The following is a 21,316-nucleotide window of genomic DNA, read 5'->3' as shown; positions in this document are numbered from 1 at the left end:
AAATCGTTGTATAAACCCAATAAATCAAAGTGGTTTTTTGCCTTTGATTGCAACGGAAGTGTCGATTGATCGCTGTTTGCAGGATTGGATTTCATTCTGGCCTGTCAGGAGATCCTGGCTGCAGCAAACGAGCTAAAGCGCATATTTTAAAGTTCACAGGGCAAGACAGTAAGATTTTTCTTATCGCCTGACTTTTTCAGTACCCTGTTAGGCAGGGAAATTTTGCGCGGTGTGAGTGCCACAAAGATACGCGCTTCTGCACCACGCAAGGGGGGGCCTTACCCTCCGCCTCAAGCGGCTTGTCACACCACATCGCAGAGCGGCGCTCCGGCAGCAAAACGGGGGAGCGTTGCCCCGTGATGGTTCAGGCGGCCGCTTCGGGGCGCAGGCAGAAGCGGAGTTGATTGGCGCCCCGCACACGGTCAAAGCGGATGTCGCTGGCGAGGGCACGGATCATGTGCCAGCCAAAGCCACCCTCCGGCAGACCGTCGAGGCCTGCGGTGGTGTCCGGCAGGTCGGGCAGGCGCCCCTCGGGCAGGCGGCCGTCGGGGAGAGGGCGGCCTTTGTCCGTCACGAGGCACATGACCCCGCAGTCAATCGGCAGCACGGAGAGTTCAATATCGCCGCCCTGCCCGTTGTAGCCATGCTCGACGATATTGTTCAGCACTTCTGCCAGCACAATCTCCAGCGCGACGCGCAGATCTTCATGAAGGGCGACGCCGGCAATCGTGCCCGGCAGTTCCTGCAGGGTGCGGCGCACCTCAAAGGGATCAGCGGTGATCACCCGGCGAAGGCCCTGAAATTCCGGAACCGGATCAGTGGCCATCGCCCCTCCCTGCCTGAGGCACCCCAGGATGAATGGTGAAGACCTGATCCATGCGGGTGAGCCGGAACACTTTCTGCACGGTAGGGGTCAGGCCTGCGAGTTCCAGCCGCCGCTCTGGCCCGGCGAGTTTCATCACGGCCACCACCGCTCCGAGGCCGCTGCTGTCGAGAAAGCCGACCTGCGACAGGTCCAATACGATCCGTTCTGAGGGGTTTTGCAAAATTTCACGCATCCGCTCTTTGAAACGGAGGGCGACGGCGGCATCGACCCGGTCCTCACAGACCCGTGCCACCATGGCCCCGCCGGTTTCTTCGCAGCTGATCTGCATCCTGATTCCCCCGCCTGCTCAGGAGCCACTGTGACAAAACCATCTTAACAGAAAGTAACCGCCGCCCCCCGCGCGCCGGGACGCGTCGCGGGTCTTTCCCTTTATCCCCCCCGCGCCTATTCTGGCCCGATCGTGAGGGAGATGCTGATGACCGCCGTTTTCGTTCAGTTCCGCTGCCAGCCCGGCAAAACCTATGAGGTGGCCAGCGCCATCTGGGACCGCGAAGTGGTCTCGGAGCTGTTCTCAACCTCGGGCGAATACGACCTGATTGCAAAGGTCTATATCCCCGAAGGCGAGGACGTGGGGCATTATCTCTCGCGGGCCCTTTTTGACATTCCAGGGATCGTGCGGACGCTGACCACGATGACCTTCAGGGCCTTCTGAGATGAGCCGCTGCGCGATTGTCACCGGGGCCTCGGACGGGATCGGGGCGGCGGTGGCGCGCCGGCTTTTGTCGCAGGGCTGGCGGGTTACACTGCTGGCGCGGCGCGAGGACCGGCTGGGGGAGGTGGCATCGGGCTTTTCAGAGGCGCTGCCGCTGGGCTGCGATGTGACCGATGCGGCTCAGGTCGCGGCGGCCTTTCGGGCGACCGTGGAGCGCTTCGGGCGGCTTGATTTTCTGTTCAACAATGCCGGAATTTTCACGCCGGCGGGGCTGATTGATGAGATCGACCCTGAGGACTGGGCACGCTCGGTCGCGGTCAATCAGACGGGGATGTTTTACTGCGCCCGGGAGGCTTTTGCGATCATGCGCCGGCAGGATCCGATCGGCGGGCGCATTCTGAACAATGGCTCGGTGGCGGCGCAGTCGCCGCGCTGGGGGTCTGTTTGTTATACGGTGACGAAACATGCGGTGACGGGGCTGACCAAGCAGCTGTCACTGGACGGGCGACCCTTTCGGATCGCGGTGGGGCAGATCGACATCGGCAATGCCCGCACTGAGCTTTTGAATGCCCATGTAACGCGAATGAAGGCGCTGGACCCGGCTGCGGAGGAAACCCCGATGATGGAGTTATCGACCGTGGCGGAGACGGTGGCGCATCTGGCGGCACTGCCGCTGGAGGCCAATGCGCAATGGACCACGCTGATGGCGAGCGCCATGCCGCTGATCGGGCGGGGGTGAGGGCGGCGGCCGGAATTTAAAAGATGAGTATTTAAGAAAAGCCAAAGTCGGGGCCGCGGGAGACTGTCCGCGGCCCTTTTGCAGTTCAGGGGCGCGGCGCGGATCTGCGGAAGCGCCAGATCAGGCAGACCGCGGTGAGCGAGAGGCCGATCACGAGGCCCAGCCAGATGCCGGGCCCCCCCATGCCGAATTTGAAAGCCAGCAGATAACTCGCGGGGATGCCGATGCCCCAATAGGTGACCGCGGCGATATACATCGGCACCTTCGTATCCTGGATGCCGCGCAGCAGGCCCAGCGAGACGGCCTGGGCGGCATCTGCCACCTGAAACATCGCCGACATCATCAAAAGGACCGAGCCATAAGCGATGATCTCGGCGGCGCGGGGGTTGGCCTCGTCGAGAAAGAGGCCAATCAGCTGTTCCGGGAAGATCAGGAAGGCCGCGATGATGAAGAGCCCGATGCTCTGGCTGACGCAAAGTGCCGTCCAGGCGCCGTCGCGTAAGAGCCGCGCATCGCCCGCGCCCTGCGCAAGCCCCACCCGCACGGTGGCTGCATTGGCGAGGCCCACGTGGATCATGAAGGTGAGCGAGGTGATCTCAAGCGCGATGCCATGGGCAGCGAGTTCGACCGTGCCGACCCAGCCCATCATCAGCGCGGCGGCGTTGAAGAGCCCGCCCTCCATGAGAGAGGTGAAGCCGATGGGCCAGCCGAGGCGGAAGACCTGGGCCAGCGCGCCGGGATCGGCGCGCCAGAACCGCTGGAAGAGGCGGAAATGGCGGATCTTCGGGTGAAACCCGGCCCAGAGAGAAATGGCGATGAAACTGAAGCTTTGCACCATGACCGTCGACAGGCCCGCGCCCTGAATGCCGAGCTTTGGCATGCCGAGATTGCCGAAGATGAAGATCCAGTTCAGCCCGGCATTGATAAAGGCCGCCGCCACCGTCACCCAGAGCACGATCTGCGCGCGCCCCTGGGCGGCGAGAAAGCTCTTCATCACCATGACCAGAAGCGCCGGGGCCATACCGAGGCCGATGACGCGCATGAAGGCCTGGGCGTTTTCGGCCACCTCATGCTGCTGACCGAGGGCCATCAGGATGTCATAGGAGAACCAGAAGACCGGATAGATCAGCACCGAAAAGCCGAGCGAAAGCCACATGCCCATCCGTGTCGCCCGCCGGACCTGGGTTTCATCTCCGCGGCCAAGTGCCTCAGCCGCCAGCGGCATGACGGCTGCCGCGAAGCCCGCCCCCAGCAGGAAAACGATAAAGAAGGTCGAGGCCCCGAGCACGCCGCCGGCGAGGGCTTCAACGCTGTACCAGCCGAGCATGACGGTATTGGTGACATGCAGGATGACCTGCGCCACATGGCTGCCAATCAGCGGCAGGGCAAGAATCAGAAGCGCACGGATATGCGCGGGTATTGATAAGCGGGGGATCATGGCAGCCATCCGGCAGGGACCGCGACGGGCGGCCGTAAAAGACCTGCCATAGCCGCGATCGGTTGATTCCTCAAGGAGCCGCCCCCCGTCCTGCGCAGGAGGTCCCGGCGGCCGCGCTGCGGATGCGCGGAAAACGCAGGTGCTCCCCCGTTATTGACTTGCGATCCGTCGGCCCATGCCTATAACCCCGATCAATTTGCCGCCTGAAACGCCAGAGGATCCCATGCCGAAAAGAACCGATATCAAGTCCATTATGATCATCGGGGCAGGGCCCATTGTCATCGGCCAGGCCTGCGAATTCGACTATTCGGGCGCTCAGGCCTGTAAGGCTTTGCGCGAAGAGGGCTACCGGGTCATCCTGGTGAACTCGAACCCCGCGACCATCATGACCGACCCGGGTCTCGCGGATGCGACCTATATCGAGCCGATCACCCCGGAAGTCGTCGCCAAGATCATCGAGATCGAGCGTCCTGACGCGCTGCTGCCGACCATGGGCGGGCAGACCGGTCTGAACACCTCGCTTGCTCTGGCAGACATGGGCGTGCTGGAGAAATTCAACGTTGAGCTGATCGGCGCCAAGCGCGAAGCCATTGAGATGGCTGAAGACCGCAAGCTCTTCCGCGAAGCCATGGACCGTCTGGGCATCGAGAACCCCAAGGCGACCATCGTTGCCGCACCGAAGCTGCCGAACGGCAAATATGACATCAACGCAGGTATCGCCCAGGCGATGGCGGATCTCGAAGAGATCGGCCTGCCGGCGATCATCCGTCCCGCCTTTACGCTGGGCGGCACCGGCGGTGGCGTGGCCTATAACCGCGACGACTATGAAGCGATTGTGCGCTCGGGTCTCGAAGCCTCGCCGATGGCGCAGGTGCTGGTCGATGAATCGCTGCTCGGCTGGAAAGAATATGAGATGGAAGTGGTTCGCGACAAAGCGGACAACGCCATCATCGTCTGCGCGATCGAAAACATCGATCCGATGGGTGTGCACACCGGTGATTCGATCACCGTGGCCCCTGCCCTGACGCTGACCGACAAAGAATATCAGATCATGCGCAACGGCTCGATCGCCGTGCTGCGTGAGATCGGCGTTGAGACCGGCGGCTCGAACGTGCAATGGGCGATCAACCCGAAAGACGGCCGTATGGTCGTCATCGAGATGAACCCGCGCGTGTCGCGCTCCTCGGCGCTGGCCTCGAAAGCCACCGGCTTCCCGATCGCGAAGATCGCGGCGAAACTGGCTGTCGGCTACACGCTCGATGAGCTGGACAACGACATCACCCGCGTGACCCCGGCGTCCTTTGAGCCGACCATCGATTATGTCGTCACCAAAATCCCGCGCTTTGCCTTTGAGAAATTCCCCGGCTCGCAGCCGAACCTGACCACCGCGATGAAATCGGTGGGTGAGGTTATGGCGATCGGCCGGACCATCCACGAATCGCTGCAAAAGGCGCTGGCCTCGCTGGAAACCGGTCTCTCGGGCTTTGATGAGATCGAGATCCCCGGTGCCCCCGACCGCGCTGCCATCTCGAAGGCGCTCTCGGAAGCCACCCCGGACCGTCTGCGTGTCATCGCCCAGGCGATGCGCGAAGGCTTCACCAACGATGACATTCAGGCCATCACCTCCTTTGATCCCTGGTTCCTCGCCCGCATCCGCGAAATCGTGGACGCTGAGAACGAGATCCGCAAAGAGGGTCTGCCGGTCACCGAAGCGGGCCTGCGCCGCCTGAAAATGATGGGCTTTACCGATGCCCGTCTGGCCATGCTGACCGGTCGCGATGAAGGTCAGGTCCGCCGGGCCCGCCGCAACCTTGGCGTCACCGCCGTCTTCAAGCGCATCGACACCTGCGGTGCCGAGTTTGAAGCGCAGACCCCCTATATGTATTCGACCTACGAAGCCCCGGCGATGGGCGATGTGGAATGCGAAGCGCGCCCCTCGGATGCCAAAAAGGTCGTCATCCTGGGCGGTGGCCCGAACCGGATCGGTCAGGGCATCGAGTTCGATTACTGCTGCGTCCATGCCTGCTATGCGCTGACCGCGCAGGGCTATGAGACCATCATGATCAACTGCAACCCCGAGACCGTGTCGACCGACTATGACACCTCGGACCGGTTGTACTTTGAGCCGCTGACCCTGGAGCATGTGCTGGAAATCCTGCGCGTTGAGCAGGAAAACGGCACCCTTCACGGTGTGATCGTGCAGTTCGGCGGCCAGACCCCGCTGAAACTGGCAAACGCGCTGGAAGAAGAGGGCATCCCGATCCTTGGCACCACCCCGGACGCCATTGATCTGGCGGAAGACCGTGGCCGCTTCCAGCAGCTGCTGAACGATCTGGGCCTGAAGCAGCCGGTCAACGGCATCGCCTCGACCGGCGAGCAGGCCTTTGAGATCGCACAGCGCGTCGGCTATCCGCTGGTCATCCGCCCCTCCTTCGTTCTGGGTGGCCGCGCGATGGAAATCGTGCGCGATGATGCGCAGCTGAAGCGCTATATCACCACCGCCGTTCAGGTTTCGGGCGACAGCCCGGTGCTTCTGGACAGCTATCTCTCGGGCGCCATTGAGGTCGACGTCGACGCGCTTTGCGATGGCAAAGACGTGCATGTCGCCGGCATCATGGAGCATATTGAGGAAGCGGGTGTGCACTCGGGCGACTCGGCCTGCTGCCTGCCGCCGCATTCGCTCTCGGATGAGACCGTGGCCGAGCTGAAGCGCCAGACCATCGAGATGGCCAAAGCGCTGAACGTGGTCGGTCTGATGAACGTGCAGTTCGCGATCAAAGACGGCGTGATCTTCGTTCTGGAAGTGAACCCGCGCGCCTCGCGCACGGTGCCTTTCGTCGCCAAAGCGACCGACTCGGCGATTGCCTCGATCGCAGCCCGTCTGATGGCCGGTGAGCCGCTGACGAACTTCCCGCTGCGCGCGCCCTATGCGGCAGACGTCGGTCCGGACACCCCGCTGCCGCTGGCCGATCCGATGACCCTCGCCGATCCGAAAACCCCGTGGTATTCGGTCAAAGAGGCGGTGCTGCCCTTCGCCCGCTTCCCCGGTGTCGACCCGCTTCTGGGGCCGGAAATGCGCTCGACCGGCGAAGTCATGGGTTGGGACCGCACCTTCGCTCTGGCCTTCCTGAAGGCACAGATGGGCGCAGGCGTGACCCTGCCGGAAAGCGGCCGCGTGTTCCTGTCGGTCAAAGATCAGGATAAATCGGAAGCTCTGGCCGATGCCGCCCGCGATCTGATCGCCCTTGGCTTTGAGCTGACCGCCACCCGCGGCACCGCGAAATGGCTGGCCGCCGAAGGCATTGCTGCCACCGCGATCAACAAGGTCTACGAGGGCCGTCCGAACATCGTCGATGCGCTGAAGAACGGCGATATCGCTATGGTGATGAACACCACCGAGGGCACGCAGTCGGTCTCTGACAGCCGCGACATCCGCCGCTCGGCGCTGATGGATAAGATCCCCTATTTCACCACCGCCGCCGCCTCGATCGCGGTCGTGGCTGCGCTCAGGGCCCGCGGTGAAGGCTACGGGGTCCGCACCCTCCAGGGTTGACCCCCCCTCTCTCAAAAATTTCAAAGCCGGGCAGCCAGGTTGCCCGGCTTTTCGGTTGCCCTGAGCCGCGCTGGCGGGCTTTCCTTTCGTGATTTTGGCAGACTTCCCTTTGTTGTCCCAAAAGATTTAGCTGATCTCAGGTCACTGTCGCTGCCGTTACATTCTTATGCGCCCCTTTCGACACCGCGCCAGCGAGAGTTTGTCCTGAACAAAGCGCCCGGCCAGCCATGTCGGGTTGATGTCCCTCACTTCCCATCGCCGCAACTGCGAAACTCCCGCGAGACTGCAGGCAAAGCAAAGTCTGAGGCAGGAGAGAATGGAAGACCGCAGCCGCAGAAAACCGCGAACGTCTGCGCCTCTCTGAATGCACCGGGTCAGGCTGCCATCGATGGCATTTCTCCGCTTTCGAACTCCACAGCGCTCCGACAGCGAAGCTCAGCGACAGGCCTTGGCGTCGGCTCCCGCCCTTATGTCAGGGGGGCTCGCCCTGCCCTGGAAAGGGGCGTCGCGATCGGCAATGGCAGATTGCGGTTGTTGACCGGTGAAGACTGCGCAGCGCTTCAAGCTTATGCCGTCACAGGGGCTTCCTGAGAAGCAGCGCAGTCCCAAAAGAAGCTTTGGTCGAGACTCGTAGTGATACTGAGCAGATGGGGCGGTTGCCGCCCGCCCCCTTATCCGCAGGCGACAGACTGCAAACGATGCCGGGTCGCTTGCGGTTGAGGCCTTCACACAAGTTCCCCTCCGGACGCGATTTTCTGCATGGCTGGGGCTGGTGCCAGGCCCACATTCATCAGGGGCGAAGAGCAGTGTGTCCTGTGTCAAAGCCCGACATCTGACGCCTCCCTAACATCGGCGTCAGGTCACGGGTCACAGACAAGGCATCCGCAGCTTTGCGGCTTCGGGTCGGGTCGGACAGCTGAGCGCAGGATGTCAGCGGCAGTCGCCCTCGCAAACAAAAGAACGCGCCCGCTTTGGCCCATGCTGACGCAGACCGCTGATGACCGGGATCCGGTTGCAAGGGGGGCGGTATGACCCAGTCATGGATGTAACTGCGAAGAAGACACTGCCTGTAGGGGAAATGATCGATCAGATCAGGATTGGGAAAACCAGTTAAGGCTAAGGGCCCGGCAGCTCGCGGAACAGATCCGGGCCCGATCATGCTGATCTCCATATCGACCCATGGCCTTTGGAAAAGCCACAGCGCGACCGGAGACCGCAGGCGTTCTGACCCGAAGTGCACAAACTTCCTGCTTCAGGGAGGGCAACCCCAGCAGGCCCGGGTTTCTCAGACACCTGCGCGGCACATCATCGCCCCCCCTCCACTCTCAGCGGGCGAGAGCATCCCGTTCTTCGCGTCTGTACGCCTGGCGCCGTCGCAATCAAACACGTCCCGCCCTGCCTTTTAACGGGTCCCGTCAGTCATACGGCCGATCCGCTCACGCCAGAAGAAGCTCCCGACGATCGCAGTATCGTGTCACTTACAGCGGCGACTCATGGAATGAGCGGGCCTCTGTGCGCGCAAAATGCAGTCCGGTCCATGCTGGTGAACCGGCCGCCGTGATCCGAATGACCCGGCACTTTTCTGATTGATTTGCGCCGCAAGACGGCCAGAGCAGGCCTCTGGAACGAACCCCTTGTCTGCCGGCTTTCCAGCGACCAGCGGGCCACACGCCGGGGCTACAGATCGATGCCCGAGCCATGACTACCCCATTTGTTCGAGCAACCATGGCAGGGCGCAGGGTCAGCAAAGCCTTCCGGCGTTCGGATGAAGGTGATGTCGGGCCCCCAAACCCTGCCTGGTGCATCGGTGTCGAGCGGCCAGCCGAGGCTTCGCCGGTTCCTCTCGAACCGTTCGCGTTCCACAATGATTGCAGATTTGCCGCCATAGCTGCCAGGGCGACGTTTACAGCCGATCTCCCGCTTAATCCCTGTAAGCTGTATCAGGCAGGCGCCGGGGGTGACGGGCAGATGCTTTCGCCCCCTGCCATCAGATAGCCATGTACTGTGCGATAGCCACAGATTTTACCGCTCTCAGTCCAGGCACCGCGCAGAAATTTGATCTGATACCCACCGCCCTGAGCCGCCGCTGGCCGTATTCTTTAGCCACACCGGGCGCCTTCATCATAAGGCAAAATCACTATATTTTCACGCAATAATATTCATTATAATATCATAATGACCGTTATTAAGTGATATTTAAAATTACTGATATACGATCAAACTCTTCAACGCAGTCAGCATTGCACCCTGGCAGGGCCCGACCTTCGATCGACGGGACATTCATCCGCTATCGTCGCTGCAGGTCGGTCCGGGCGCCAGCTGCAGCGTCAGGGCCCGGCCTGCCGGTCCGGCCCGCATTCAACTTATTCTTCGGCTTCAGATCTGACTGGACAGTGACGCTACCCCGATTGGTGTCAGTATGGCTCACATGCGACGACGGATCCCGGTTGCGGGTCCCCTGATCTGCATCTGACCTCAGCCTGACCAACAGACGCCAAATCGCGTCACCATCTGGCAACGGCGCCCAGAACAAACACCATTGGCCGCAAGCGCGCTCAGATCACAGGCCTCCCCCGCTCTATATTGGAGTGTGCAATCCTCGAAACGGCGAGACCGGCTTTCTAAAACACCCACCCTGCCCTGCGGATACTGCCTGCGCATCTGCACCTCTCGGGCATCAGGCCTGAAGAGAGTGTGGCCAGTGCTGCGCTCGATGGGACGAACAATTTTCCATCCTGGAAACAGGCCCTCCCCCGCTCCTGCGCTCAGGCATCAGCCCCATTCGCCCTTACGAATCAGACGGTTTGCGGACCGCTCGGCGTCGGCAGAGGCACATGCCCCCGGTTCTCCCTCACGCGCCTCAAAAGCCGCGGATGCCACAGCATTCTCCCAGAGGCTCAATGCCTTTTTACTATGCCGACGATCAGCGTATAGCGCATCAAGGTCTTTAAACCGAGATATTTAATATATCGAGTAATATCCATTAATCTCATTTTTCAATTCTAATAGATAATTCATGCATATTTTTGGAATAGTTTTCTGACTGCATCCTTAGGTGTTTGATCCCACGGTTTGATGGTGTGATCCTTTCGCAGGAATGGAAGGATGCCCTATGGGACAAATTCGTCATAGAAGCGCCACGATCGAGCCATGGCACGCCACTGGTTCGATCGTGGCGAGGGCACGCTGTCCAAGCAGCAATAATGAGGGCTTGCCCGCCATCGGATCAACGGCAGGCCCGAATGATCGCAAGACGAAAGCCTGCCTGCCATTGGTTCAAAGGCAGGCTTGAGTGCTCGCGGAGCTGAGCCGGGAACTCGGGATCAATCCGAAGACGGTCGCCAAATGGCGTAAGCGATCCTCCGTTGAAGTTCAGAAGACGGGGCCAAAGGAGCCCCGTTCGACCGTTCTGACCGAGGGAGAAGAGGCTATTGTCGTGGCCTTCCGGCGCCACACTCTGCTTCCCCTGGACGATTATCTCTATGCCCTCCAGCCCGGCATCCCGCATCTGAGCAGATCGGCTCTTCATCGGTGTTTACAGCGCCACGGGATCTCAAAGCTGGAGGATATCAGCGGCGATAAGCCCAAGCGGCAGCAGTTTAAGCGCACCCCGATCGGGTTCTTCCACCTCGATATAGCCGAGGTGCAGACGGCGGAGGTATGAGGAGGGTCAGCCAACGATCCGGGGGATCGTTTGCCCGACGCTTGGCTGTATCTCTTTGTGGGCATTGACAGAACCAGCAGGTTCGCGTTGACCCAACTGGTCGACAAAGCCGATCGGAAAACCGCCTGGGAGTTCCTCGAATATCTCCTGCAGGTGGTGCCTTATCGGATCCACACCATCCTCACTGACTGAGCCATTGAGGCGCCATTGGTTCAAGCCCAATGGCGAAGGGCATCCGGTTCGCAGATCAGCCGCGCAACAGAAATCAGGTCTGGTTCCGCCCCATGCGCTTCGACATGATCTGTGACGCGCATGGCATTGAACACCGGCTGACGAAGCCCAACCACCCCTGGAGTTTGGAGGATCAGAAAACAGTCCGGGTATGAGCAGGGCAAGCATTTGATCCGGGGGATCAAATACCCTGCGATTGGTTTTCCCGACAAACGGTCAGGTCGAGCGGATGAACCGAACGATCAAAGACGGTGAAGCAGATCAGAAAACGATCCGGGGGATCGTTTTCCTGCTGAACGTCAAACGCTTCCACTATCAGGATCATCAGCAGCTCAGGGCGCACCTTGGCGACCATATGGCTGCCTATAACTACGCCCGCAGGCTGAAGACCCTCAACGGCCTCACGCCTTATGAATACATCTGCAAAATCCGGACTTCAGAGCCGGAAAAATTCATCCTCGATCCGATCCACCAGATGCCGGGACTGAACACCTAAACAGCCCGGCCAGCGTCTCATGGCCAGGGACTTCGACAGGCAGGTGGAAAAGCTCCAGGTCCGTGCCCTTCGCAATCCTTCCCGGACCAGTGGCGCTCGACTGCTCAGTCCTCAACCCTATCGCAGGAGAAAGAACAGCGATGACCGTTCGTGCTGCATAACCCGCGAGGGGGCGCAGGGGCGGTCTGGCCCATGGCCGGGCTGTGTAACAGCAACAGCGCCTCCGCAAAGGACAGCGGCCCCGCCCTCGCAAGTCAGCGCGGAAACTGGCACGCTTCTCCACACCAATACAGCGCGTCTCACAGCTGCCTCACGCGAAATTTTGCCCGCAGCACTTGCCAAACGCCCCTTACTCAGGCCAGGTGCGGCCGGATTTCAGGAATATCGCATGATGAGCCCTCTCGCCGAACGTCTTCCCCCCGCCACCCCGGCGCTGCACCGCACGGGCCTTCTTCTGGGTCTGGCCCTGCTGCTTGCGGGCTGCGCTGATATGACGTCGACCTCTGCGCCGCGCCTTACCAAAGACGGGGCGGCCGCCCGCAGCAACTATGCTGTCACCCCGAAGAATATCGATGCGGTGCGCGCACGTGCGCTGGACACCGTCAACAACACCCGCAGTTCGGCAGGTCTGGGGCCGCTGGCGCTCGACGGATCGCTTAACAGCGCGGCAGAGCGCCACTCGGCTTCGATGTCGCGGCAAAAACGCGCCTGGGCCTTTGGTGAGGACGGCTCGTCGCCGATCCACCGGGCAAGTCAGGCCGGTTTTCAGGGCGGCTTCCTCGGTGAGATGGTCTCTGAGACCTACCAAAGCGAGGTGCAGGCCATCGCAACCTGGGCCGCAAAGCCCGAGTTGCGCGCAATCCTGCTTGACCCGCGCGCGACCCGCCTGGGCATCGGGGCCTTTCAGGACCCGGATATGAAACTCTGGTGGACCCTGAATGTGGGTCAGTAAAACGGAACAAGAGATGGCACAGAGCTTCAACCGCCGCCGCCTGCTGGGCTATGGCGCATTTGCCGCTGCGGGCCTTGCGGCCCCCGGCCTTCTGCGCGCACAGGTGACCATGGTGCAGCCGACCCAGGGGCATCATCACAATGTCGCCGGCTTCAGCGCACAGCGCTGGCAGGACCACTTTCAGCATCTGCGCAAGGGTGCGATCCTGTGTGATCTGACCTCGCGGGTGCTGCACTTCTGGTCGGAGGATGAGCAGACCTATCTGGTTTATCCCTCCTCCGTTCCCCGGGATGAGGAGCACACGCAGCTCGGCTATACCGAGATCGTGCTGAAGCGCCGGAACCCGACCTGGGTTCCGACGCCCACGATGCGGGCCGCAGACCCGACCCTGCCGGCAAGCGTCCCGCCCGGGCCGGAGAACCCGATGGGCTCTCGCGCACTGAACCTTGGCTGGCAATATTACCGTATCCACGGCATCGACAATCTGGATAAAATCGGTCGTCCGGCCTCGTCCGGATGTGTGGGGTTGTTCAACCCCAACGTCGAAGAACTCTTTGAGCTGGTTCAGGTCGGCACCCAGGTGCGCTTCCTGTGATCCTTCGGGCCGGGGGCTAAAGCCAGCCGCTGGCCCGGAAACTCACCTCCCTTTCGCGACCGATGATCAGATGATCATGCAGCACAAGGCCAAGTGCCTGCGCCGCATCCCCGACCTTCAGGGTCATGGCGATATCTGCGTCTGAGGGGGTGGGATCGCCGGACGGGTGATTGTGGACCAGAATGAAGGCGCTGGCATCGAGTTCAAGCGCCCGCTTCACCACCTCACGCGGATAGACCGGAACGTGATCGACGGTGCCGCGCGCCTGTTCCTCATCCGCGATCAGCACGTTCTTGCGGTCGAGATAAAGCACGCGGAACTGCTCAATGCTGCGGTGCGCCATGGCGGTGTGGCAGTAGTCCAGCAGCGCCGCCCAGCCAGTGAGGACCGGGCGGTTCAGCACCCGCGCCCGCATCATACGGGCGGCTGCCGCTTCGGTGACCTTCAGATGGCAGGCGACGGCCTCGCCCACCCCGGCAAGCGCCAGCAGACGTGGCAGGGGGGCCGCCAGAACGGCGTTGAAGTCCCCGAATATTTCCAGAAGCTTATGCGCCAGTGGCTTCACGTCCTGCCGGGGCAGAGCGGCGAAAAGCACCAGCTCCAGAAGTTCATAATCCGGCATGGCGGCCGCCCCGCCCTGCATAAAGCGGGCCCGCAGCCGCTTGCGATGATCGCGGATATAGGAGGGCACAGGCCCGGGGGCCAGCGCCACCGGTTCAGCCTCTGCGTCAAAAAATGTGGGTGAGATATCCGAAAAGCCCCGGGTCATCCCCGCAGTCTGGCGGCTCAGGGTTAAAATGCGCTTAACATACTCTCCCGACAGCCGGGCCCGGTCAAAGAAAGGGCGCCCGAAGGCGCCCCTTTGATCAGTTTTTCTTATCCCAGAAGCTTTTCACCTTGGAAAAGAAGCTGTTGCCTTCCGGGTTGTTATCCTCGGCCAGGCGCTCAAACTCTTCCAGCAGCTCGCGCTGACGGGCTGAGAGATTCACCGGGGTCTCAACCGCCAGCTCAATCAGCATATCCCCGCTGCCGCCGCCGCGCAGGGCGGGCATGCCCTTGCTGCGCAGGCGCATCTGCTTGCCGGTCTGGCTGCCCGAAGGCACTTTGACGCGGGCTTTGCCACCATCAATCGTCGGCACCTCAACCTCACCGCCAAGGGCGGCAGTGGTGATCGAGACCGGCACGCGGCAGTAAAGGTTCACGCCATCGCGCTGGAAGATCTGGTGATCGCGCACTTCGATGAAGATATAAAGATCACCCGTCGGGCCGCCAAGCATCCCGGCCTCGCCCTCGCCGGTCAGGCGAATGCGGGTCCCGGTCTCAACCCCGGCCGGGATATTGACCGAAAGATTGCGCTCTTTTTCAACGCGACCGGCACCGCCACAGGCGCGGCAGGGGTTCTTGATCGTCTGACCGGCACCCGAGCAGGTCGGGCAGGTGCGCTCAACCGTGAAAAAGCCCTGCTGTGCGCGGACTTTGCCCATGCCCTGACAGGTCGGACAGGTCACCGGCTCTGAGCCGTTTTCCCCGCCTGAGCCATGACAGACGTCACAATTCACCGCCGTCGGCACGTTGATCGCCTTCTGGACGCCGTGAAAGGCCTCCTCCAGCGTCACGCGCAGATTGTAGCGCAGGTCCGATCCACGCCGTGCCCGGCTGCGACCACCGCCGCCACCGCCACCGCGGCCGCCCATGAAATCCCCGAAAAGATCTTCAAAGACATCCGAGAAGGCCGAGGAGAAGTCACCGCCGCCGCCGCCGCCAAAGCCGCCGCGACCGCCGCCCATGCCCCCTTCAAAGGCCGCATGTCCAAAGCGGTCATAGGCCGCTTTCTTCTGCTCATCCTTCAGGGTTTCATAGGCCTCATTGACCTCTTTGAACTGCGCCTCTGCATCCGGATTGTCACGGTTGCGGTCGGGGTGCAGCTCTTTCGCCTTGGTGCGATAGGCCTTTTTGATTTCTTCGGCCGAGGCGCCCTTAGCAGTGCCAAGCACCTCATAGAAGTCACGTTTTGCCATTCCGTTCCCCGTATCGAAGCAAAGGCAAAGGGCGGTCCTTCTTCAGGACCGCCCCCGCTTCGCTTTGTGCTGTCAGCGACGCTTGCGGTCTTCGCCGAGATCTTCGAAATCGGCATCAACGATGTCTTCATCGCTGTCACGTCCGCGTGCGGGGCCTTCGTCGTCGCCATCTGCGCCGCCCTGGGCATCGGCCTGGGCTTTGTAGATCGCTTCGCCGAGCTTCATGGCAGCCTCGGTGAGGTTCTGGATCGCCGATTTGATCTTACCGGCATCGTCTTTCGCCAGAGCCTCTTCCAGCGGGCCCATGGCCAGCTCGATGACTTCAACGGTCGACGGATCCACCTTATCGCCATGCTCTTTCAGCGACTTTTTGGTCGAATCGAGCAGGCTTTCGCCCTGGTTTTTCGCCTCGACCAGCTCTTTGCGGGCCTTATCGGCTTCGGCATTGGCTTCGGCGTCGCGGATCATCTGTTCGATATCCGCATCCGACAGACCGCCCGAGGCCTGGATGGTGATCCGCTGCTCTTTGCCGGTGCCTTTGTCTTTCGCCGAGACCGACACGATGCCGTTGGCGTCGATGTCAAAGGTCACTTCGATCTGCGGCATACCGCGCGGAGCCGGCGGGATCTGTTCCAGGTTGAACTGGCCCAGCATCTTGTTGTCAGCCGCCATCTCGCGCTCCCCCTGGAAGCAGCGGATGGTCACAGCGTTCTGGTTGTCTTCAGCGGTCGAGAACACCTGCGACTTTTTGGTCGGGATGGTGGTGTTGCGATCGATCAGACGGGTGAACACGCCGCCCAGCGTCTCAATGCCCAGGCTGAGCGGGGTCACGTCGAGCAGCACCACGTCTTTGACGTCGCCCTGCAGAACACCGGCCTGAACAGCCGCGCCCATGGCCACAACTTCATCCGGGTTCACGCCTTTGTTCGGCTCTTTGCCGAAGAAATTGGTGACCGCTTCGATGACTTTCGGCATGCGGGTCTGACCACCGACGAGGACAACCTCATCGATATCGCCTTTCGACAGGCCGGCATCTTTCAGCGCTGCAATGCAGGGCTTCAGCGAGGCTTTGACCAGATCGTCGACCAGCGATTCCAGCTTTGCACGGGTCAGCTTCACCATCAGGTGGAGCGGCTGTCCGGTGTTTTTGTCCATCGAGATGAACGGCTGGTTGATTTCGGTCTGCTGCGAGGAGGACAGCTCGATTTTGGCTTTCTCAGCGGCTTCTTTCAGACGCTGCAGAGCCATTTTGTCGAGGGTCAGATCAACGCCATGCTCTTTTTTGAACTCGTCCGCCAGATAGGTGACGATGCGCATGTCGAAGTCTTCGCCACCCAGGAAGGTGTCGCCGTTGGTCGATTTCACTTCGAACAGGCCATCATCGATCTCAAGGATGGTGATGTCGAAGGTACCGCCGCCAAGGTCATAGACCGCGATGGTTTTGCTGTCTTTTTTGTCGAGACCGTAAGCCAGTGCAGCAGCGGTCGGCTCGTTGATGATGCGCAGAACTTCCAGACCGGCGATTTTGCCGGCATCTTTGGTCGCCTGACGCTGGGCATCGTTGAAGTAAGCCGGCACGGTGATGACAGCCTGGGTGACGGTCTCGCCGAGGTAGGACTCAGCGGTTTCCTTCATCTTTTGCAGGATGACAGCCGAGACCTGCGCGGGCGAGTATTTCTCACCGCGGGCCTCAACCCATGCATCGCCATTGCCACCGTCAACGATGTCATAGGGCATGTTTTTCTTGTCTTTTGCCAGTGCCGGATCATTGGCACGACGGCCGATCAGACGTTTCACTGCAAAGATGGTATTGGTCGGGTTGGTGACAGCCTGGCGCTTGGCGGGCTGACCGACGAGACGCTCGCTCTCGGTGAAGGCAACGATCGACGGCGTGGTACGCGCGCCTTCCGAATTCTCGATCACACGGGGCTGCGAGCCGTCCATGATGGCGACGCAGCTGTTGGTCGTGCCGAGGTCGATACCGATGACTTTGGCCATATTGCTTCCTCTTCAGGCGATATGCAGGAGCCGGACCCTCACATGTGGCATCCGGCGCCAATCCCAGATTACAGGTCCGGAGTGATCCGGGCCCCTTACGTTCGGGTATATATGGGGGGGCTTATCGCCCTGCAAGTGTCACGCCGCTGTGATTTTGTCGCGACATCCCTCAGCGGGCGCAAAGCCTGCCATCTGCCTGATTTATTTACCCGCACCCCAGCTCAGCGAGGCATGGCGGCGGGTGTAAAATTCCAGCATCAGCCCCAGCATCAGACAGCAAAGCGTCACAATGACCGGATAACTCAGGTTGGTATAACGCGGATCATAGTTCAAAAACATCGCGCCGCGGGCCTGATCGATGCAGTGAAACAGCGGATTCCAGTCAAAAAGCGCGATCATGCTGCCCGGCAACATATTGGCGACAAACATCTTTCCCGAGGCGATCATATTCACCCGCTGATAGATAGTTGAGATCATCATAATCCCCGACGGCCACCAGGGCTTGGCCGCCAGCAGCACCATGCCGATCGCCGCCCCCGAGCCCCAGGCCAGCAGAAAAATGCCTAAAGTTTTCGCAGGATTGTGAATGGTGATCGGCTGCACCGCCGCATGATAGCCGCCCAGTACAATCGCCGCCGATAAAAGCTGCAGATAAAGCGACGAAAGTGCCGCCGATGTAATGGAGATCACTGTGTTCATCGGAGCATGTTTCATCATGGGAGAGGTCGGCCCCTCTGCCCCGGAAACTGCGCCCACCGCTTTGGTGTGGGTCAGGAACATAAAAACGCCCGACATCACATATAAGAGAAAATCTCCCCGGATCGCCAGGCGGCGCATATTTAACAGCTCAAACATGATGTAAAAAACGCCGACCATCAGCACGGTCTGAAAGATATTCAGCAAAAGGCCCACCATGGCATTGCCATGGGATTTGCGCACATTGCGCACCGTTGCATGATAAATCCGCTCAAGCAGTGAAAATGCACCGCCCAGCCGCCCCGTCTTTGTGCCGTCTGCCGCTTTAAACATGCATCGTCCGTATACTTGCCCTGACCGCGCGCCTGCGCCTAATGTAGAGCCTGATTGCGGCATCACGAAGACATTTGCGCGTGAGAGAGGATTTCCATGACCCTGACATCCGCACAGCGGCAGGCTCTCGTCACGACCATGCGGCGTCTCGCGCTTCAGGCAGGCGAGGCCATTCTTGAGGTTTATCACTCCGGTGAGAGCGGCACCCGGCTGAAGGCCGATGCCAGCCCCGTCACCCTGGCGGATGAGGCCGCCGACCGGCTGATCTCAGCCGGGCTGCGCGCAGATTTTCCCGATCTGGCGCTGATTACCGAAGAACAGGCCGAGAGCCATGAGCTGCAGGCCTCGACCTTCCTGATCGTCGATCCCCTTGATGGGACGAAGGAATTTGTGCAGCGGCGCGGCGATTTCACCGTCAATATCGCCTATGTCGAGAACGGCGTGCCGCAGCTCGGGGTGGTCTATGCCCCGGCCAAAGGACGGCTCTTTTATACCCCCGCAACCGGCGGCGCGGTGGAAGAGGAAGGCCCCTTTACCGATCAGCCGGGCGCTCTCACCCCGCTGCGGGTGGCGGATCCGGACCTCAGCGCGCTGCGCGTCGTCGCCTCCAAATCGCACCGCGATCAGGCGACGGATGACTATATTGCGGGCTATCCGACGGGGGATCTGAAAAGCGCGGGCTCCAGCCTGAAATTCTGCCTTGTTGCCTGCGGCGAGGCCGATCTTTACCCGCGCTGCGGGCGCACGATGGAATGGGATACGGCCGCAGGCGATGCCGTTCTGCGCGCGGCAGGTGGCGTTATGGTCCATATGGAAGACCTGCGCCCCTTTACCTATGGCAAACCCGGCTGGGAGAATGGCTTTTTTATTGCCGCAGCGCCGCAGATCCCTTTAAAGACCGGTTAATCAGCGGAAGATTGCAACCCAGGGTTTGTCCTGAAACAATTCCGTTGCGAGAGCATTAGCACTGATCTACGCCGGAACGGTCCTGCACTGAACCGGCACCCGCCCCGAACGGACAGCATTTAAACCCGAACGGGGCCAAAAGCCTTTCCGCAGACTCAATTTTAAGGATTCCTCCAGATGCAAAAGAAGGTAACGAAGGCCGTCTTTCCGGTTGCCGGCCTCGGCACGCGCTTTCTGCCCGCCACCAAATCGATCCCGAAAGAGATCATGACGCTGGTAGACCGCCCGCTCATTCAATACGCCATTGATGAGGCACGCGCCGCAGGCATCCGGGAATTCATCTTCGTAACCTCACGCGGCAAATCCGCGCTTGAGGATTACTTCGATCACAACCCCGAACTTGAGACCGCGCTGCGCGCCAAGGGCAAGACCGAACTTCTGGAAGAGCTTCAGCACACCAATATGGATTCGGGCGCCATCGCCTATGTCCGTCAGAACAGCCCGCGCGGCCTGGGCCATGCCGTCTGGTGCGCGCGCCGTATGATCGGTGATGAGCCTTTTGCCGTGCTGCTGCCCGATGATGTGATCGCCGCCGACAAGCCCTGCCTTGCGCAGATGGTGGAAGCCTATGCGGAAACCGGCGGCAATATGGTCGCGACCATGGAAGTGGCCGAGGACAAAGCCTCGTCTTATGGCGTGCTCGACATCGGCGAAAACATGGGTCGTGTGGTGCGTGCCAAAGGCATGGTGGAAAAGCCCGCCAAAGGCACTGCCCCCTCGAACCTCGCCGTGATCGGCCGCTACATCCTGACGCCCGAAGTGCTCAAGCATCTCGACAAGGCTGAGATTGGCACCGGCGGTGAGATTCAGCTGACCGATGCCATCGCCAAAGAGACCGCCAAGGGTCAGGTCTATGGCCTGCGCTTTGAAGGCGAGCGTTACGACTGCGGCTCCAAATCGGGCTTCCTGCAGGCCACCGTGGCCTTCGGCCTGAAGCGCCCCGATCTGCGCGATGAGCTGCATGACTTCCTGCGCTCGCTCGATCTGTCGAAATAAGCGATGACAGCCCGCCGGATCCTGCCCCCTGCGGGTCGGGCCGGGGGGCTGCCTGCTGTCAGTCCTGCCGTCGCCCTGCGCCTGCGCGGGCGACGGCAATATCTCATCCTGCGCGGCCAGCGCCGCCGCCTGCGCGAGTTGACCTCTGTCACCGACCGCACCCGCGCCATTGCCCCCGGCGCGATCCTGCTCTTTGCCACCCTGCGCAATGAAGAGAATCGCCTGCCCTGGTTTCTGGCGCATTACCGCCGCCTCGGCGTCACCCAGTTCCTGATCGTCGCCAATAACTGCACCGATGGCTCTGAGGCGCTGCTGAGAGATCAGCCCGATGTCTCGCTCTGGCGCAGCACAGCCTCCTATAAAGCCTCGCGCTTTGGTATGGACTGGATGAACGGGCTGCTGGCGCGCTATGGCCATGGCCACTGGTGCCTGACGGTCGATGCGGATGAGCTGCTGATCTATCCGCATTGGGAGACCCGCCCCCTGCCCGCGCTGACCGACTGGCTGGACGCGCAGGAGATCCCCGCGCTTGGCACCATGATGCTCGATCTTTACCCCGAGGGGCCTCTGGGCGAGATGCCCTCGCGCCCGGGGCAGGATCCGCTGGAGACCATCCCCTGGTTTGACAGCGGCAATTATACGCTGAAGCGCCAGTCAAAGCTGGGAAACCTCTGGATCCAGGGCGGGCCGCGCGCGCGGGCTTTCTTCAGCCCCGCGCCGCACCGCGCCCCCACGCTGGGCAAGGTGCCGCTGGTGCGCTGGCACTGGCGCTATGCCTATGTCAGCTCCACCCATACGCTGCTGCCCCGCCATCTGAACGACCGCGCTGCCACCACGGGGGGCGAAGACATCTCGGGCCTGCTGCTCCATACGAAGTTTCTCAGCACCATTGTCGAAAAATCACGCGAAGAAGCCATTCGGGGAGAGCATTTTGAAAACTCTTCCCTTTATAACGGGTATTACACAGCCCTGAGTTCGGCACCGCAGCTTCAGACGAAGCATTCGATGCGCTATCAGGGCTGGCGCGGGCTTGAGGCACTTGGCCTGATGTCGCGGGGTGGCTGGCTCTGAGGGGAGCCGGGGAAGAGTAACGAGGGGGCGGA

General features: G+C 61.1%; 15 protein-coding genes and 1 pseudogene. 9 read left to right on the top strand and 7 right to left on the bottom strand.

What is annotated here, in order from left to right:
• Positions 1-364 precede the first annotated feature (364 nt).
• Both EG244_RS00935 and EG244_RS00930 read right to left on the bottom strand, forming a co-directional pair.
• Complete coding sequence (locus EG244_RS00935) at positions 365-826, bottom strand: ATP-binding protein (RefSeq protein ID WP_124963125.1); 462 nt, start codon at positions 824-826, stop codon at positions 365-367.
• A complete protein-coding gene (locus EG244_RS00930; protein WP_124963124.1) occupies positions 816-1,154 on the bottom strand; it encodes an STAS domain-containing protein in 339 nt (112 codons plus the stop codon). Before EG244_RS00930 ends, EG244_RS00935 begins: the two co-directional genes overlap by 11 nt.
• A gap of 147 nt (positions 1,155-1,301) precedes the next feature.
• Here EG244_RS00930 and EG244_RS00925 point away from each other — a divergent pair, with 147 nt between their 5' ends.
• Positions 1,302-1,538: an Lrp/AsnC ligand binding domain-containing protein gene (locus EG244_RS00925; RefSeq protein ID WP_124963123.1), complete on the top strand. Its 237-nt coding sequence runs from the start codon at positions 1,302-1,304 to the stop codon at positions 1,536-1,538.
• A gap of 1 nt (position 1,539) precedes the next feature.
• Positions 1,540-2,277: an SDR family oxidoreductase gene (locus EG244_RS00920; RefSeq protein WP_124963122.1), complete on the top strand. Its 738-nt coding sequence runs from the start codon at positions 1,540-1,542 to the stop codon at positions 2,275-2,277.
• 85 nt (positions 2,278-2,362) lie between these two features.
• On the opposite strand, the gene EG244_RS00915 is transcribed toward EG244_RS00920, so the two are convergent.
• Positions 2,363-3,715 carry an MATE family efflux transporter gene (locus tag EG244_RS00915; protein WP_124963121.1) on the bottom strand — a complete coding sequence of 451 codons (1,353 nt, stop codon included), beginning with the start codon at positions 3,713-3,715 and terminating at the stop codon, positions 2,363-2,365.
• Between the two features lie 223 nt (positions 3,716-3,938).
• Here EG244_RS00915 and carB point away from each other — a divergent pair, with 223 nt between their 5' ends.
• From carB to EG244_RS00890, 4 genes and pseudogenes are all read left to right on the top strand, one after another.
• Complete coding sequence (gene carB, locus EG244_RS00910) at positions 3,939-7,268, top strand: carbamoyl-phosphate synthase large subunit (RefSeq protein WP_124963120.1); 3,330 nt, start codon at positions 3,939-3,941, stop codon at positions 7,266-7,268.
• A 3,295-nt stretch (positions 7,269-10,563) separates the two neighbouring features.
• Positions 10,564-11,659 (top strand): annotated as a pseudogene (locus tag EG244_RS00900) (hypothetical protein); the annotation flags it as partial.
• Positions 11,660-12,047: 388 nt separating this feature from the next.
• Positions 12,048-12,611, top strand: coding sequence for a CAP domain-containing protein (locus tag EG244_RS20295; RefSeq protein WP_158617212.1), 564 nt, complete (start codon positions 12,048-12,050; stop codon positions 12,609-12,611).
• 13 nt (positions 12,612-12,624) lie between these two features.
• Positions 12,625-13,206 (top strand): L,D-transpeptidase, encoded by a 582-nt coding sequence (locus tag EG244_RS00890; protein WP_124963118.1) that lies wholly within the window; start codon positions 12,625-12,627, stop codon positions 13,204-13,206.
• A 16-nt stretch (positions 13,207-13,222) separates the two neighbouring features.
• On the opposite strand, the gene radC is transcribed toward EG244_RS00890, so the two are convergent.
• From radC to EG244_RS00870, 4 genes are all read right to left on the bottom strand, one after another.
• Complete coding sequence (gene radC / locus EG244_RS00885; RefSeq protein ID WP_124963117.1) at positions 13,223-13,975, bottom strand: RadC family protein; 753 nt, start codon at positions 13,973-13,975, stop codon at positions 13,223-13,225.
• Positions 13,976-14,072: 97 nt separating this feature from the next.
• Positions 14,073-15,224 carry a molecular chaperone DnaJ gene (dnaJ, locus tag EG244_RS00880; RefSeq protein WP_124963116.1) on the bottom strand — a complete coding sequence of 384 codons (1,152 nt, stop codon included), beginning with the start codon at positions 15,222-15,224 and terminating at the stop codon, positions 14,073-14,075.
• A 72-nt stretch (positions 15,225-15,296) separates the two neighbouring features.
• The gene (dnaK, locus tag EG244_RS00875; protein ID WP_124963115.1) at positions 15,297-17,222 is read right to left on the bottom strand and encodes a molecular chaperone DnaK; all 1,926 of its coding nucleotides are present in this window, start codon (positions 17,220-17,222) and stop codon (positions 15,297-15,299) included.
• A 201-nt stretch (positions 17,223-17,423) separates the two neighbouring features.
• Positions 17,424-18,251: an ABC transporter permease gene (locus EG244_RS00870; RefSeq protein WP_124963114.1), complete on the bottom strand. Its 828-nt coding sequence runs from the start codon at positions 18,249-18,251 to the stop codon at positions 17,424-17,426.
• A gap of 96 nt (positions 18,252-18,347) precedes the next feature.
• Here EG244_RS00870 and cysQ point away from each other — a divergent pair, with 96 nt between their 5' ends.
• From cysQ to EG244_RS00855, 3 genes are all read left to right on the top strand, one after another.
• Positions 18,348-19,157, top strand: a complete 810-nt coding sequence (cysQ, locus tag EG244_RS00865; protein ID WP_233588879.1) for a 3'(2'),5'-bisphosphate nucleotidase CysQ — start codon at positions 18,348-18,350, stop codon at positions 19,155-19,157.
• 177 nt (positions 19,158-19,334) lie between these two features.
• Positions 19,335-20,213, top strand: coding sequence for a UTP--glucose-1-phosphate uridylyltransferase GalU (gene galU, locus EG244_RS00860; protein WP_124963113.1), 879 nt, complete (start codon positions 19,335-19,337; stop codon positions 20,211-20,213).
• 3 nt (positions 20,214-20,216) lie between these two features.
• The gene (locus EG244_RS00855; RefSeq protein ID WP_199737687.1) at positions 20,217-21,284 is read left to right on the top strand and encodes a glycosyltransferase family 2 protein; all 1,068 of its coding nucleotides are present in this window, start codon (positions 20,217-20,219) and stop codon (positions 21,282-21,284) included.
• Positions 21,285-21,316 lie beyond the last annotated feature (32 nt).

The organism is Falsigemmobacter faecalis, from assembly GCF_003863335.1.
Lineage (GTDB): Bacteria > Pseudomonadota > Alphaproteobacteria > Rhodobacterales > Rhodobacteraceae > Wagnerdoeblera > Wagnerdoeblera faecalis.
Note: the sequence above shows the minus strand (reverse complement) of the source record. Positions and strands in the feature narration are given on the sequence as shown.